This is a genomic window from Bradyrhizobium sp. B039 (genome assembly GCF_038965675.1).
Classification (GTDB): domain Bacteria; phylum Pseudomonadota; class Alphaproteobacteria; order Rhizobiales; family Xanthobacteraceae; genus Bradyrhizobium; species Bradyrhizobium diazoefficiens.
This window is the reverse complement of sequence record NZ_CP152416.1, coordinates 3,990,620-4,004,829: the sequence shown is the minus strand read 5'-3', so window position 1 is coordinate 4,004,829 and position 14,210 is coordinate 3,990,620. Positions and strand designations below refer to the sequence as shown.

The 14,210-nt window shown below is 64.4% G+C and carries 13 protein-coding genes; 3 read left to right on the top strand and 10 right to left on the bottom strand.

Annotation, left to right across the window (positions count from 1 at the left end; all coding sequences use genetic code 11):
* Positions 1 to 2 precede the first annotated feature (2 nt).
* The 10 genes from AAFG50_RS18510 to ugpC form a co-directional block, all read right to left on the bottom strand.
* Complete coding sequence (locus AAFG50_RS18510; protein WP_028170965.1) at positions 3 to 1,202, bottom strand: CoA transferase; 1,200 nt, start codon at positions 1,200 to 1,202, stop codon at positions 3 to 5.
* A gap of 118 nt (positions 1,203 to 1,320) precedes the next feature.
* Positions 1,321 to 1,527, bottom strand: coding sequence for a hypothetical protein (locus AAFG50_RS18505; protein WP_011086702.1), 207 nt, complete (start codon positions 1,525 to 1,527; stop codon positions 1,321 to 1,323).
* Between the two features lie 120 nt (positions 1,528 to 1,647).
* A complete protein-coding gene (locus tag AAFG50_RS18500; RefSeq protein ID WP_011086701.1) occupies positions 1,648 to 2,817 on the bottom strand; it encodes an acetyl-CoA acetyltransferase in 1,170 nt (389 codons plus the stop codon).
* A 60-nt stretch (positions 2,818 to 2,877) separates the two neighbouring features.
* Positions 2,878 to 3,528, bottom strand: coding sequence for a bifunctional 4-hydroxy-2-oxoglutarate aldolase/2-dehydro-3-deoxy-phosphogluconate aldolase (gene eda, locus AAFG50_RS18495; RefSeq protein ID WP_028170964.1), 651 nt, complete (start codon positions 3,526 to 3,528; stop codon positions 2,878 to 2,880).
* 13 nt (positions 3,529 to 3,541) lie between these two features.
* A complete protein-coding gene (locus tag AAFG50_RS18490) occupies positions 3,542 to 4,510 on the bottom strand; it encodes a sugar kinase (protein ID WP_028170963.1) in 969 nt (322 codons plus the stop codon).
* A gap of 29 nt (positions 4,511 to 4,539) precedes the next feature.
* Entirely contained in the window at positions 4,540 to 5,526 is a 987-nt protein-coding gene (gene denD / locus AAFG50_RS18485) for a D-erythronate dehydrogenase (protein WP_028170962.1), read from the bottom strand.
* 65 nt (positions 5,527 to 5,591) lie between these two features.
* Positions 5,592 to 6,515 carry a carbohydrate ABC transporter permease gene (locus AAFG50_RS18480; RefSeq protein ID WP_011086697.1) on the bottom strand — a complete coding sequence of 308 codons (924 nt, stop codon included), beginning with the start codon at positions 6,513 to 6,515 and terminating at the stop codon, positions 5,592 to 5,594.
* Positions 6,508 to 7,464 carry a sugar ABC transporter permease gene (locus AAFG50_RS18475; RefSeq protein WP_028170961.1) on the bottom strand — a complete coding sequence of 319 codons (957 nt, stop codon included), beginning with the start codon at positions 7,462 to 7,464 and terminating at the stop codon, positions 6,508 to 6,510. Before AAFG50_RS18475 ends, AAFG50_RS18480 begins: the two co-directional genes overlap by 8 nt.
* A gap of 64 nt (positions 7,465 to 7,528) precedes the next feature.
* Positions 7,529 to 8,848 (bottom strand): ABC transporter substrate-binding protein, encoded by a 1,320-nt coding sequence (locus AAFG50_RS18470; RefSeq protein ID WP_011086695.1) that lies wholly within the window; start codon positions 8,846 to 8,848, stop codon positions 7,529 to 7,531.
* Between the two features lie 59 nt (positions 8,849 to 8,907).
* On the bottom strand, positions 8,908 to 9,975 hold the full coding sequence (gene ugpC / locus AAFG50_RS18465) for a sn-glycerol-3-phosphate ABC transporter ATP-binding protein UgpC (RefSeq protein WP_028170960.1): 1,068 nt from the start codon (positions 9,973 to 9,975) through the stop codon (positions 8,908 to 8,910).
* Between the two features lie 200 nt (positions 9,976 to 10,175).
* Between ugpC and AAFG50_RS18460 the strand changes: the two genes are divergently transcribed.
* From AAFG50_RS18460 to AAFG50_RS18450, 3 genes are all read left to right on the top strand, one after another.
* Positions 10,176 to 11,276, top strand: coding sequence for a LacI family DNA-binding transcriptional regulator (locus tag AAFG50_RS18460; protein ID WP_028170959.1), 1,101 nt, complete (start codon positions 10,176 to 10,178; stop codon positions 11,274 to 11,276).
* Between the two features lie 121 nt (positions 11,277 to 11,397).
* The gene (locus AAFG50_RS18455) at positions 11,398 to 13,227 is read left to right on the top strand and encodes an IlvD/Edd family dehydratase (protein ID WP_028170958.1); all 1,830 of its coding nucleotides are present in this window, start codon (positions 11,398 to 11,400) and stop codon (positions 13,225 to 13,227) included.
* 138 nt (positions 13,228 to 13,365) lie between these two features.
* Positions 13,366 to 14,097: an SDR family oxidoreductase gene (locus AAFG50_RS18450; protein WP_028170957.1), complete on the top strand. Its 732-nt coding sequence runs from the start codon at positions 13,366 to 13,368 to the stop codon at positions 14,095 to 14,097.
* The last annotated feature ends 113 nt before the right edge of the window (positions 14,098 to 14,210 follow it).

Here is a 14,210-nt window from a genome sequence, read left to right as displayed (position 1 = left end):
CCCTACTCCGGCGAGGAGCGCGTCACGCCGTCACGGACCATGGCCGCGATCTCCTCGGCGGAATAACCGATCTCCTTCAGTATCTCCGCGCCGTGCTCATTGAGACGCGGCGCAAGCCTGGTGGTCTCGGCCTCGGTCTCCGACCAGCTCGCCGTCACCTTCATGCTGCGGATCGGGCCCTCGGTCGGATGGTTCACGACCGGGAAGAAGCCGGTCGCCTCGAGATGCTCGTCGTGCAGCATCGAGGCAAGGTCGTGCATCGGCATGACCGGCACGTCGGCCTTGGTCAGCAGGTCGATCCATTCGGCTGTCGTGCGCGTCTCGAAGATGCGGGCGAGCTCGGCATAGACGACGTCGATATTGCCGGCGCGGCCGGCAAAGGTCGCGAATTTGGGGTCGGCGCGCAGATCGTCGCGACCGGTCGCCTTGAAGAAGTTCTCCCACTGCTTGTCGTTGTAGACGATGACACTGAGATAGCCGTCCGACGTCTTGTAGGGCCTGCGGTCGCGCGAGAGGTGGCGGGCATAGCCGCCCTTGTCGAGCGGCGGCTCGAAGGTGAGCCCGCCCATGTGGTCGCCCATGACGAAGCCGGCCATGGTCTCGAACATCGGGATGTCGACGCGCTGGCCGCGCCCGGTGCGGTCGCGGTGCACGAGGCTGGCGCAGATCGCACCGACGGCAGTGAGGCCGACGATGCGGTCGACCAGCGCGTTGGGCACGTAGCGCGGCACGCCGTCGCCCGTCTGCGCCATTAGCGCCGGCAGCGCGGTGGCACCCTGGATCAGATCGTCATAGGCGGGCTTGGCCGCATAGGGCCCGTCCTGGCCGAAGCCGAACACGCCGGCATAAACGAGGCGCGGATTGATCTTGGAGACGACGTCATAGCCGAGCTGGAGCCGCGCCATCGCCTGCGGGCGGACGTTGTAGACGAGAACGTCGGCGTCCCGGAGCAGGCGCAGCACGGCATCGCGCCCCGAAGGCTTCTTCAGATCGAGGCAGATCGAACGCTTGCTGCGGTTGGTGTTGAGAAACACCGGGCCCATGCCGGCGTGGCGCATCGGGCCGATCAGGCGGGTGACGTCGCCGTCCAGCGACTCCACCTTGATCACGTCGGCACCGTAGTCGCCGAGCATCTGGGTCGCATAGGGCCCCATCAGCACGGTGGTCATGTCGACGACCTTGATGCCCTTTAGCGGCCCCATTCGTTCGCTCCCGATTGCGCGGGCTCGGCTCAGCCCGCGATTTCGGTCCAGCTAACGGCAGCGACGCCGCGCGCGCAAGGGCGGCCGGCGTATGGCTGCATGCGTGGTGGCGCGGCCGCTATTTCTTCTCGCGGGATTCCCGGATCTTCAGCAGCCGGTCGAGCTCTTCGTTCTGCTGGCTGATCCGGTCCGCGATGCGCGACTCGTTCTGCTCGCCGGAAGCGGCCGCGGCCTGCTCGATGAGCTGCCTGATATTGTCCTCGAGGATCGCGATGCGATCGTTGAGTGCGTCCATCGACAGCGAGTCTTCGTAGTCATTGCTCATGATGCATTCCCTGCAAATCAATCAAGAGCTTTAAGGGGCCCGGGCGGGGCCACCATGATCTAGCGCAATAAAGAAAGAAGGTGGGCACCGCGCTTCGCGCCTTTGCCCACCCTACAAGCCTTACTTCAGCGGCTCCAGCACGGAGACGTAGTTGGCAACCGCTGCACCGCCCATGTTGAAGATGCCGCCGAGTTTTGCATTTTTGAGCTGCATGCCCTCGGGCGCCTGGCCCGCAAGCTGCATCGCGGTCATCACGTGCATGGAAACGCCGGTGGCACCGATCGGGTGGCCCTTGGCCTTCAACCCGCCGGACGGATTGACCGGCAGCTTGCCGTCCTTGAGGGTCCAGCCTTCCTTGATGGCGCGGGCGCCCTGCCCCTTCGGCGTCAGGCCCATCGCTTCGTATTCGATCAGCTCGGCGACGGTGAAGCAGTCATGGGTCTCGACGAAGGAGAGATCGGTGAGCGCGACGCCCGCCTTCTCCAGCGCCCGCTGCCAGGCGACCGTGCAGCCCTCGAACTGGAGGATGTCGCGCTTGGACATCGGCAGGAAGTCCTGGGCGTGCGCGGTGGCGCGGAAGCCGATCGACTTGCTCATGCCCTTGGCGGTCTCGGCGTCGGCCAGGATCAGCGCCGCCGCGCCATCGGAGACGAGCGAGCAATCGGTGCGCTTCAGGGGGCCGGCGACGTAAGGGTTCTTCTCGCTCTCGGCGCGGCAGAACTCGAAGCCGAAATCCTTGCGCATCTGGGCGAAGGGATTGGCGACGCCGTTCTTGTGGTTCTTGGCCGCGATCAGCGCCAGCGCATCGGACTGGTCGCCGTATTTCTGGAAGTAGGAGCTGGCAATCTTGCCGAACACGCCGGCAAAGCCGCCCACCGTGTCGCCGTCCTCGGGCAGGTAGGACGCCTTGAGCAGGTTCTTGCCGATCTCCGGCCCCGGCGTGCGGGTCATCTGCTCGACGCCGACGACGAGCACGATCCTGGCCGCACCTGCGGCAATCGCGCGCAGGCCTTGGTGCACCGCGGCAGAGCCGGTCGCACAGGCGTTCTCGACGCGGGTTGCCGGCTTGAAGCGCAGCTTCGGGTCGGCCTGGAGCACCAGGGAAGCCGTGAAATCCTGCGGCGAGAAGCCGGCGTTGAAATGACCCAGCACGATCTCGTCGACGTCGCCGGCCGAAATGCCGGCATCCGCCAGCGCCTCATTGGCCACGCGGACGACGAGGCTTTCGACGGTCTCGGTGTCAAACTTGCCGAACGGCGTATGCGCCCATCCGACGATGCTGGCAGTCATGGTCTTTTCTCCCTGGAAGCTCTCCCCTGAGCTATGTCTTAGCCCAGGGATGGCAAGACTTCACGCGCCTTTCAGGGCCTTGAGGGTGCGCTGGCAGATGGCAGTTATGCCGGCCCAGTTCCCCGCCTTGATCTCCGCGGTCGGGCACAGCCAGGATCCGCCGACCGCGACCACGTTGGGCTCCGCCAGCCAGGTCGCCGCATTGGCCTCGCCCACCCCGCCGGTCGGGCAGAACCGCACGTTGGGGAATGGCCCGCCGAGCGCGCGCAGGCCCTTGATGCCGCCGGCCTGCTCGGCCGGGAAGAATTTTGCAACGTCGAAGCCGTAGGACAGCGCCATCATCAGTTCGGACGCCGTGGCAATGCCCGGCGCAAACGGCAACGAGCTATCGGTGGCGGCCTTCAACAGGTCCGGGGTCAGGCCCGGGCTGATGCCGAACGCGACGCCGAGCTTCTCCACACGGGTGAAGTCGGCCGGATTGAGAATCGTGCCGATGCCGACGACCGCCTCGGGTACCTCGGCCATCATCGCCCTCGCCGCCTCGATCGCAACGGGGGTGCGCAGGGTCACCTCCAGCGTGCGAACGCCGCCCGCAACCAGCGCACGGGCCAGCGGTACAGCATCCTGGATGCGCTCGATGGTGAGGACGGGAATAACGGTCGCAGCCTTGAATAGCGCGACGAGCTGGTTCTGTTGGGCAGTCGTGGTCATCTTGGCCTTCGTTTCACTTGGTCGCTTGGCGCGTAGCCGCCGGCCGGTGCCGCTTCTTCGGCGGCATGGCATAGCCCGGAATGATGGCGCCGGGATAGCAGATCACGAGGCTGGCGAGGCGATGACCGGCCTGGGCCGCCTCGACCGGCTCGGAACCGGCGAGCCGGGCTGCGATATAGGCCGCGGCAAAGCTGTCGCCGGCCGCCGTGGTGTCCACCACGGGCTTGGTCATGGGCTCGGCACGGACCTCGCTGGTGCCGCCCGGAAAGCGCAACAGGCTGACCGGCTCGGCGAGCCGGAACACCAGCTCGGGGCTCGGGATACGCGCCATCAGCTGGTCGTGGCTCTCGCCCGGATAGAGCGCGAGCAGATCCTCGGTCGAGGTCAGCACGATGTCGGCGGTCGCAAACGCCGCGGCAAAGGCCTCGCGGGCGACATCGCGATCGGGCCATCCCCGCGCGCGAAAATTGGTGTCGAACACGAAGCGGGTGCCGAGCAGGCGGGCGCGCTTGATCGCCGCGAACAGGCGCTCGCGGCCGGGGGCGTCGTAGATCGAGAGCGTGATCGCGGAGAGATAGACGATGTCGTAGCTCATCAGCGAGTTGAGCAGCTCGTCCGTCTCCGGCAGGCTCATCAGCTGGCGGGCGGCCGCGCTGTCGCGCCAGTGGAAGAACTGGCGCTCGCCCTTCGCATCCGTCTGGATCATGTAGAGGCCGGGCAGCTTGCCCGGCAACCGCACGACGCGCCGCGTGCCGACGCCCTCCGCGGTCCAGGCCGCGATCATCTCATCACTCAAGGCATCGTCGCCGAGCGCGGTGAAATAATCGACCTTGACCTCGAGCCGCGCCAGATAGACCGCGGTGTTGAGGGTGTCACCGCCGAAGCCGCGCGAATAGAGACCGCCGCCCTGCCCGGCGGATTGTCCACCTTGGGCCTGCCGGAGCTCGACCATGCATTCGCCGATGCAAGCAACGCTCGCCATCATCAGATCCACGCTGTTCATCGATTGCGTCAGGCGACGAAATTGCCGCCGAGCTCGTCTTCGATGTGAATGCGGATGATATCGTCGAAATTCTTCTCGGCGGTGGTGAAGCCGAGCTCGAGCGACCGCTTTGCGTTGAAGTTGCGCGGCCAGCCGCCGACGATGCCGACGATGAAGGGATCGGGTTCCCGCTTGATGCGGGCTGCGACCTTTTCGCCGGCAACGCGCTTCAAGGCGGCGATCTGCTCGCCGACGGTCGCCGACAGGCCCGGCATGGTCAGGTTGCGGCGCGGGCCGACGGTGGCGAGGTCCATGGTGCCGGCGTGCAGCAGGAAGCCGACCGCCGAACGCGGCGTCGCGTGCCAGTGGCGGACGTCCTCGGACACCGGGAGGATCGCTTCCTTGCCGGCCAGCGGCTCACGCAGGATGTTGGAGAAGAAGCCCGATGCCGCCTTGTTGGGCAGGCCGGGCCGGATGCAGATGGTCGGCAGGCGGATGCCGATGCCATCGAGGAAGCCGCGGCGGGAATAGTCGGCGAGCAGCAGCTCGCCGATCGCCTTCTGGGTGCCGTAGCTGAGCAGCGGGGTGTGGAAGAACTCGTCGCCGATCGCGTCCGGGAACGGGGCGCCGAACACCGCGATCGACGAGGTGAACACCACGCGCGGCTTGTAGCCGCCGCCGACGAGGCGGATCGCGTCGAGCAGCATTCGCGTGCCGTCGAGATTGATGCGGTAGCCCTTGTCGAAATCGAGTTCGGCCTCGCCCGAGACGATCGCGGCGAGATGGAAGATCGCGTCCGGGCGTCCGGCGATCAGCTTTTCGGCCGCCCCCGGCACGGCGAAATCGCCCGACACCGTCTCGACCGGAAAACCGGCCTTCTCCGGCTTCTTGGGCTCGACCACGTCGTGCATGGTCAGCTTGGTGATCTCGCTCTTGCCGAGCCGGCCGTCGCGCAGCAGCCGTTCGCAGAATTTACGGCCGACCATGCCGGCGGCGCCCAGAACCAGAATGTGCAAGAGCTTAACTCCTTCTTATTGGCCGGACCGCGCCGCTCCTGACGCGCCCTCGGCAAGCCCCGCGATCATTCCTTCACGGCGCCGGTCATCGCCGACACATAATGCTCCACGAAGAAGGCGTAAAGGATGACGAGCGGCAGCGAGCCGGCCAGCGCCCCCGCCATCAGCGAACCCCAACGGTAGATGTCACCATCCACGAACTCGTTGACGATCGCGACCGGCACCGTCTTGTTGCTGGTCGATTGCAGGAAGGTCAGTGCGTAGATGAACTCGTTCCAGCACAGCGTGAAACAGAAGATGAAGGCCGAGATGAGGCCGGGGATTGCGAGCGGCACGACGATCTTGATCAGGATCTGCCAGCGGCTCGCTCCGTCGATCAGCGCGCATTCCTCGAGCTCGAAGGGGATGGTCTTGAAATAGCCCATCAACAGCCAGGTCGAGAACGGGATCAGGATCGTCGGATAGGTCAAGATCAGCGCCAGCGGCGAGTCGAAAAGGCCGTACTGATACACGACGGTGGCGAGCGGAATGAACAGGATCGAAGGCGGCACGAGATAGGCAAGGAAGATCAGCCCTCCGACGAGGTTGGCGCCCTTGTAACGCAGCCGCACGATGGCGTAGGCCGCAAACACCGATGCGACGATCGAGAGCACCGTGGCGCAGATCGCCACATACATCGTGTTCCAGAGCCAATGCGGATAGTAGCTCTCGAACAGCAGCTTGTAGAAGTGCTTGAAGGTCGGATTCCAGGTCCAGAACGGATTGAACTTGTCGAGATCGAGCAGCTGCTCGTCCGGCTTCACCGAAGTCAGCGCCATCCAGTAGAACGGGAACAGCAGGACCACGACGATGATCGTGAGCGGCAGATAGAGCGTCACCATGCGCCGCGGCACGGACTGGAGATAGCTCATGCCTTCGCTGTTATCGGCGCGCGCCGGCGTCGATAGCACGGACTTGAGATCGACTTTCGAGGCAGGAAGATCAGTCATTGCTTTCTCCCTGTTGCCACTTGCGACGCTGGAGGCCGAACCACGAGACCATGATCGCGGCAAGCAGGAATGGAATCATGGCGCTCGAGATCGCGGCGCCCTCGCCCAGTTGCCCTGCGATGATCGCGCGCTGATAGGACAGCGTCGCCATCAGGTGGGTCGCATTGACCGGGCCGCCGCGCGTCATCGCCCAGATCAGCTGGAAGTCGGTGAAGGTGAACAGCACCGAGAAAGTCATCACCACCGCAATGATCGGCGTCAGCAGCGGATAGGTAATGAAGCGGAAATTCTGCCAGCGCGTGGCGCCGTCCAGGGTCGCTGCTTCATAGAGCGAGGGCGATACCGTCTGCAGGCCGGCGAGCAGCGTGATCGCCACGAACGGCACTCCGCGCCAGATATTGGCGAAGATAACGCAGATCCTCGCCCAGGTGGTATCCCCGAGGAAATTGATGTTCTGGCTGATCAGCCCGAGATGCCGCAACGACCATGAGATGATGGAAAACTGAGAGTCGAATATCCACCAGAACGCCAGCGCGGAGAGCACCGTGGGCACGATGAACGGGATCAGTACGGCTGCGCGCAGCATCGCCTTGAACGGCATGTGTTCGTTCAGGAGCAGCGCGAGATAGAGCCCGACCGCGAATTTAACGGCGCTGGCGACGAAGGTGTAGAGCAGCGTGTTGAACACCGACAGCCAGAAGATGGAATCGTCCCAGAGCCATTCGTAGTTCTCGGTGCCGATGAAGTGCCCGACGCGGCCGATGCGGGTATCGGTGAAGGACAGCCAGATCCCGAGCCCGAGCGGATAGGCCAGGAAGAAGATCAGGAATGCCATGGCCGGCACCATGAACCAGAAACCGAGCCAGTTGCGGTTGTGCTTGAGCTGGTCCCAGGCGCGTGCCTTTTGAATCTGCGGCTTGGCGCGGGGAGCAACTGCGATATCGGCCATGCTCGGATCCCTGATCGGAGTGTTGACGAGTGGGTGGCCGGCGAGACCACCCACTCCGCGACGGTTAACGATAGATGCGCTTCAACTGGCGCTCGGCTTCCGCCATTGAGCCCTTCACATCCTTGGTGCCGGTGCAATAGTTGGCGAACATGTCGACGACGATGAAGTCGGCGATTGCGGTTGCCGCCTTCTCGCCCACAGTGCCGATGCCCGAGGCCGGCAACGTACGCTTGGACGCCTGCGCAAACACGGCGTTCTTGGGATCCGCGGTCCAGACCGGGGCCGTCTCATAGGCGTTCAAGGTCTGCGTCAAATAGCCTTGCGCACCGCTCAACCACTTCTCGTAGTTCTCCTTCTCCAGCATGAAGGCGATGAAGGCCTTCGCTGCGTTCGGATATTTGGTGAAGTTGAACGCGAGGATGGGCAGCGCAAGCTGCAATTCGGTCGGCTTGCCGATCGGACCCACCGGCCACAGGGCGTGATAGGTGTCCTCAGTCAGCTCCTTCTTGGTCGGATCGGTCTTGGCCCCCACGTAGATCGAGATGCCGTTGGCCGTACAATAGAGTTCGCCAGCCAGGTACGCCTTGTTGTTGGAGGAGTCGTTCCACGACGGCGTGCCCGGGATGAAGGTCTCGTAAAGCGCCTTGCAATACTCCAGCGCCTTCGCCGTCTCCGGCGAATTGATGATGACCTTGTCGTTCTGGTCGACCGTGTAAGCGCCGTGGCCCCAGAGGACCCAGTGCAGCCATGAGTTGCCGTCGCCGCTGGCATGGCCGAGGGCAAAGCCGGCCGGCGTGTTGTTTGCCTTCAGTGCCTTGCACATCTCGAGGAAGCCGGGGAAGTCCTTCGGGAATTCCTTGAAGCCGGCCTTGTCCGTCGCCGACTTGCGGTACGTCATGTAGCCGCCGTTGGTCGCAACCGGGATTCCCAACCAGTCGTCACCGAGCTTGCAGGTCTTGGCTGCCGCATCGGTCCATCCGCCGTACTTCTTGCCGAGATAATCGGCGACGTCGTTCATCTTGAGGACCTTGGTCGGGAACAGCTGCGGCAGCGTGTGCAGGCCCCAGGCCAGATCGAGACCCGAGCCGGTGTTGGCGGCAACCGATGCCTTCGGCTGCACGTCCTCGAAGGACTCGCTGAACACGTTCATCTCGGTGCCGGTCGCAGTCTTGAACGCCGCGACCATGGCGTTGAATGCTTCGTCTTCCTGCGGCACGAAACGCTTCCAGCGCATCACCGTCAGCTTGGCGCCCGGCTCGGCCTTCCACGGCGAGTCCGCCGCCCAAGCCCTTGCGAAGTCGAACAGTGCCGGCCCGGTCAGTGCGCCGGTGGCAGCCAGCGCGGTTCCGCCTTGGAGCAGAGCCCGGCGGGTAAAGTCTTGCATGTCGTCCTCCCTGTGATGCTTTTTTGTAGTCTTTTGCAGTCTGCCTTATTCAGCTTGCATTACGCATTGAGCCGTTTCCCCGTCGCCTCGTCGAACAGGTGAACCACCGACGGATCGGGCCTCAGCCGGACCTTGTCGCCCGGGTTGAACTGGTGACGCTCGCGGAAAACGGCGACGACCTGCTCGCCGCCGAGCTTGGCGAAGACCTGGGTTTCCGAGCCGGTCGGCTCGACCACGACGATCTCGGCCTCAGCGCCATCGTCGGCGATGGTGAAATGCTCGGGCCGGACACCAAAGACCACGGGACGGCCGTCGGCCCCCGCCGGCGCGTTCCTGAGCGGCAGCTTGACGCCGTTCGGCCCTTCGAAGGTCGCAGTGCCGTTGACGCGGACATGCCCCTTCAGGAAGTTCATGGCCGGCGAGCCGATGAAGCCGGCGACGAACTGGTTTTCAGGCTTGTCGTAGAGCTCGAGCGGCGTGCCCATCTGCTCGACGATGCCGTCATGCATGACAACGATCTTGTCGGCCATGGTCATGGCCTCGATCTGGTCGTGGGTGACGTAGACAGTCGTGGTCTTCAGCCGCTGGTGCAGCTCCTTGATCTCGGTGCGCATGGCGACGCGCAACTTGGCGTCGAGGTTCGACAAGGGTTCGTCGAACAGGAAGACCTGCGGATCGCGCACGATGGCGCGGCCCATGGCGACGCGCTGACGCTGGCCGCCGGAGAGCTGGCGCGGATAGCGCTCGAGCAGCGGCGACAGCGCGAGGATCTCGGCGGCGCGCTTGACGCGCTTGTTGATCTCGTCGGAACTCGCGTTCCGCAGCTTCAGCGAGAAGCCCATATTCTCGCCAACGGTCATATGCGGATAGAGCGCGTAGTTCTGGAACACCATCGCAATGTCCCGCTCCTTGGGCTGGACATTATTGACGACGCGGTCGCCGATCGAGATCGTGCCGGAGGTGATGTTCTCGAGGCCTGCGAGCATGCGCAGAAGCGTCGACTTGCCGCAGCCGGAGGGGCCCACCAGAACGACGAACTGGCCGTCCTCGATCGGGATCGAGACGCCGTGCAGGACTTCAAAGTTGCCGAACGATTTCCGCACGTCGCGGATTTGCACAGACGACATCTAGCTCCCTCCTCGAAAGTCCACGGCGCCTCGCGCCGCGACCGTCTTGTTTTTTCTGAACTTCGCCGAACGAAGCCCGGTCTTAACAGGCGACATTGTCGGCAGTTTGTGCGGTTTTGGCAATTTGTCTTTGGTTAGTCGTTGCTGGTAGCGCTGTCAACGTTCCTTTGTTTGCGGCAGTGACTGTGTTAAGAGCAGCAATGGGTCGAAAACGCACCAAGTCAGGCAAAATCCGGCTGGCGGAAGTCGCCGAGCTTGCCGGCGTCAGCCCGATCACGGCGTCCCGCTTCTTCCGTAACCCCGAAGCGCTCTCAGTCGCCAAGCGGACGCGGGTCGAGAGCGCGGCCAAGGAGCTCGGCTATGTGCCGAACCTGGCAGCACGCGCGCTCGCCTCGCAACGCACCGAGGTGATCGGTGTCTTGATTCCGTCACTGACCAACAACGTGTTTTCCGACGTGCTGCGCGGCATCTATGACGCCTCCGAAGGCGGCCGTTACTCGATCCAGCTGTCCAACACACGCTACAGCATCCTCCAGGAGGAGAAGCTGCTGCGCCTGTTTCTTGCGCAGAAGCCCGCCGGGCTGATCGTCACTGGCATCGACCAGACCGCGGAATCGCGCGCGATGCTGGAGGCGGCCGACTGTCCGATCGTGCAGATCATGGAGATCGGGCCCAATCCGGTCGACATGATGATCGGCTTTTCCCACTATGAGGCAGCGCGCGCCGCGGTTGCCCACCTGTTCGCGCAAGGTCACCGCAAGATCGGATTCGTCGGCGCGCGCATGGACCCGCGGGTGCAGCGGCGGCTGGACGGATATGTCTCGGCCATGAAGGACGCCTCCCTGTTCGAGCAACGCCTCGTCGTCACGACCGCCACGCCGACGTCCGTAACGCTCGGCGGCGCCCTGTTCACCGATCTCCTGGCACGCGAGCCCGACCTCGATGCGGTGTTCTGCGCCAACGACGACCTCGCGCTCGGCGTGCTGTTCGAATGCCGGCGCCGCGAGATCGGCGTCCCCGAGCAGATCGCGATCGTCGGCTTCAACGACCTCGAATTCATGGCCTCCGCCGTCCCCACCCTGACCAGCGTGCGCACCAACCGCTACGAGATGGGCAAGACCGCCGCCACCATGCTGATCGAGGCGATCGACGGACGGCGCCCGGAGCAGCCGGTGCTCGATCTCGGCTTCAAGGTGATCGAGCGGCAAAGCTCGTCGGCGCGGCGTCCGGACGGCAGGCCGGCTGCGTCAGGTGCGGGCACTGCGAACAAAATGGTAGCGTTACCAAGTAGCCATGACTAGTATCGGATTTGTGAGGAAACGACCCGCCAGCGGGAAGGCAGGTCATCGCTAGCGCCGCTGGGCATCGCACAAGCCGACACCCCAAGACCGACGCCAGTGCGTTGCATTGCAGGAGAACCCAATGACAAAAAAGCCAACCAATGGGCACGCGCCCGCCGGTAACGGCGCCCGTCGCCACCTTCGCTCGCAGGAATGGTTCAACAACCCGCATAACCCGGGCATGACGGCGCTCTATATGGAGCGCTATCTGAACTATGGCCTCACCCGCGCCGAGCTGCAGTCCGGCAAGCCGATCATCGGCATCGCCCAGACCGGCAACGACCTCTCCCCTTGCAACCGCCACCATATCGAGCTCGCCCACCGCGTCCGCGAGGGTATCCGCGAGGCCGGCGGCATCGCGATGGAATTCCCGACCCATCCCATTCAGGAGACCGGCAAGCGCCCGACCGCGGCGCTCGACCGCAACCTCGCCTATCTCGGCCTCGTCGAAATCCTTTACGGCTATCCGCTCGACGGCGTGGTGCTCACCACCGGCTGCGACAAGACCACGCCCGCCTGCATGATGGCGGCGGCGACCGTGAACCTGCCCGCGATCGTGCTGTCGGGCGGCCCGATGCTGAACGGCTGGCATGCCGGCGAGCGGACCGGCTCCGGCACCATCGTCTGGAAGTCGCGCGAGCGGCTTGCCGCCGGCGAGATCGACTATGAAGAGTTCATGGAGATCGTGGCGTCCTCGGCGCCCTCGGTCGGCCATTGCAACACCATGGGCACCGCCTCGACCATGAACGGGCTGGCCGAAGCGCTCGGCTTCTCGCTGCCGGGCTGTGCGGCGATCCCCGCCCCCTATCGCGAGCGCGGCCAGATCGCCTACGAGACCGGAAAGCGCATCGTCGAGATGGTCTGGGAGGACCTCAAGCCCTCGGACATCCTGACCCGCAAGGCGTTCGAGAACTGCATCGTGATCAATTCGGCGATCGGCGGCTCGACCAACGCGCCGATCCACATCAACGCGCTGGCGCGCCACATCGGCGTCGAGCTCTCGATCGACGACTGGCAGAAGGTCGGCCACGACGTGCCGCTGCTGGTCAACATGCAGCCGGCCGGCTTCTATCTCGGCGAGGAATTCCACCGCGCCGGCGGCGTGCCGGCCGTGGTGCGCGAACTGATGAAGCACAAGCGCATCCACGAGGACGCGGTCACGGTGAACGGTCGCGGCATCGGCGAGAACTGTGCCAATGCGCCCACGCCCGACAACGACGTGATCTGGTCCTACGACAAGCCGCTGGTGAAGGACGCCGGCTTCCTGGTGCTGAAGGGCAATCTGTTCGATTCCGCGATCATGAAGACCAGCGTGATCTCGAAGGAATTCCGCGACCGCTATCTCAGCAAGCCTGGGGATCTCAACGCCTTCGAGGGCCGCGCCATCGTGTTCGAGGGTCCGGAGGATTATCACGCGCGGATCGACGATGCCTCGCTCGACATCGACGAGCGCTGCGTGCTGTTCATCCGCGGCACCGGCCCGATCGGCTATCCTGGTGGCGCCGAGGTCGTGAACATGCAGCCGCCGGCGGCGCTGATCAAACGCGGCATCCTGTCCCTGCCCTGCATCGGCGACGGCCGCCAGTCCGGTACCTCGGGCTCGCCGTCGATCCTGAATGCCTCGCCGGAAGCGGCCGCCAATGGCGGCCTCGCGATCCTCAAGACCGGCGACAAGGTCCGCATCGACCTCAACAAGGGCAGCGCCAACATCCTGATCTCGGACGACGAGCTGAAGAAGCGCCACGCCGAGCTCAAGGCCAATGGCGGCTTCAAGCATCCGCCGAACCAGACGCCGTGGCAGGAGATCTACCGCAACACCGTCGGCCAGCAGTCGACCGGCGCCTGCATGGAGCTCGCCACGCGCTACCAGAACGTCGCCGGCACCTTTGGAGTGGCGCGGGATAATCACTGACACTGTCATTCCGGGGCGCGACGAAGTCGCGAGCCCGGAATCCATTGATCAACCGACGCTGTGGCCTGATGGATTCCGGGTTCGCGCAAAGAGGCGCGCCCCGGAATGACGACAAAAAATTCAAAGGAGAACAAATAAATGGCAGACCGCCTCAAGGGAAAGCGCGCCGTCATCACGGCTGCGGCAGCAGGCATCGGGCGCGCATGCGCCATCGCATTCGCGCGTGAAGGCGCGACCGTGATCGCCACCGACATCAACGAGAGCGGCATCGCGGGCCTTGCCAAGGAAGGCATCGCCGAAACCGCAAAGCTCGACGTGCGCAACACCGCCGACGTCAATTCTTTTGCAAAACGAGTCGGCAAGATCGACATCCTGCTCAATGCGGCCGGCTTCGTGCACCACGGCACCATCCTGGAATGTTCGGAAGAGGATTTTGACTTTTCGTTCGATCTCAACGTCAAGTCGATGCACCGGACCATCAGGGCCTTTCTGCCGGACATGCTCGCTGGCGGCGGTGGCAGCATCGTCAACATCTCGTCCTGCGCCGCGCTGCGGCCGCCTGCCAACCGCTATGTCTACAGCTCTTCGAAAGCCGCCGTGTCGCTGCTGACCCGCGCCGTCGCGCTCGACTTCATCACCAAGGGCATCCGCTGCAACAGCATCTGCCCGGGCACCGTCGAGACGCCCTCGATGCTCGACCGCGCCGCCGCGCAAGGACCGCAGGGCAAGGAGATGTTCATCTCCCGCCAGAAGATGGGCCGGCTCGGCACCGCCGACGAAATCGCCTCCATGGCGGTCTATCTCGGCAGCGACGAGAGCGCGTTCACCACCGGCGTCGACCTCGTCGTCGACGGCGGCTACATGCTCTGATCACGTCTCGTCCCGAGGAGGCGCGACAAGCGCCGTCTCGAGGGACGGGCCACGGGCTCCATGGGTCGAGACGCGCGCCAAGCGCGCGCTCCTCACCGTGAGGGACAGATAGA

Coding starts and splice junctions, on each gene's coding strand:
- AAFG50_RS18510 (WP_028170965.1), bottom strand. CDS start 1,202: ATGGGGCCGCTAAAGGGCATCAAGGTCGTCGACATGACCACCGTGCTG.
- AAFG50_RS18505 (WP_011086702.1), bottom strand. CDS start 1,527: ATGAGCAATGACTACGAAGACTCGCTGTCGATGGACGCACTCAACGAT.
- AAFG50_RS18500 (WP_011086701.1), bottom strand. CDS start 2,817: ATGACTGCCAGCATCGTCGGATGGGCGCATACGCCGTTCGGCAAGTTT.
- eda (WP_028170964.1), bottom strand. CDS start 3,528: ATGACCACGACTGCCCAACAGAACCAGCTCGTCGCGCTATTCAAGGCT.
- AAFG50_RS18490 (WP_028170963.1), bottom strand. CDS start 4,510: ATGGCGAGCGTTGCTTGCATCGGCGAATGCATGGTCGAGCTCCGGCAG.
- AAFG50_RS18480 (WP_011086697.1), bottom strand. CDS start 6,515: ATGACTGATCTTCCTGCCTCGAAAGTCGATCTCAAGTCCGTGCTATCG.
- AAFG50_RS18475 (WP_028170961.1), bottom strand. CDS start 7,464: ATGGCCGATATCGCAGTTGCTCCCCGCGCCAAGCCGCAGATTCAAAAG.
- AAFG50_RS18470 (WP_011086695.1), bottom strand. CDS start 8,848: ATGCAAGACTTTACCCGCCGGGCTCTGCTCCAAGGCGGAACCGCGCTG.
- ugpC (WP_028170960.1), bottom strand. CDS start 9,975: ATGTCGTCTGTGCAAATCCGCGACGTGCGGAAATCGTTCGGCAACTTT.
- AAFG50_RS18460 (WP_028170959.1), top strand. CDS start 10,176: ATGGGTCGAAAACGCACCAAGTCAGGCAAAATCCGGCTGGCGGAAGTC.
- AAFG50_RS18455 (WP_028170958.1), top strand. CDS start 11,398: ATGACAAAAAAGCCAACCAATGGGCACGCGCCCGCCGGTAACGGCGCC.
- AAFG50_RS18450 (WP_028170957.1), top strand. CDS start 13,366: ATGGCAGACCGCCTCAAGGGAAAGCGCGCCGTCATCACGGCTGCGGCA.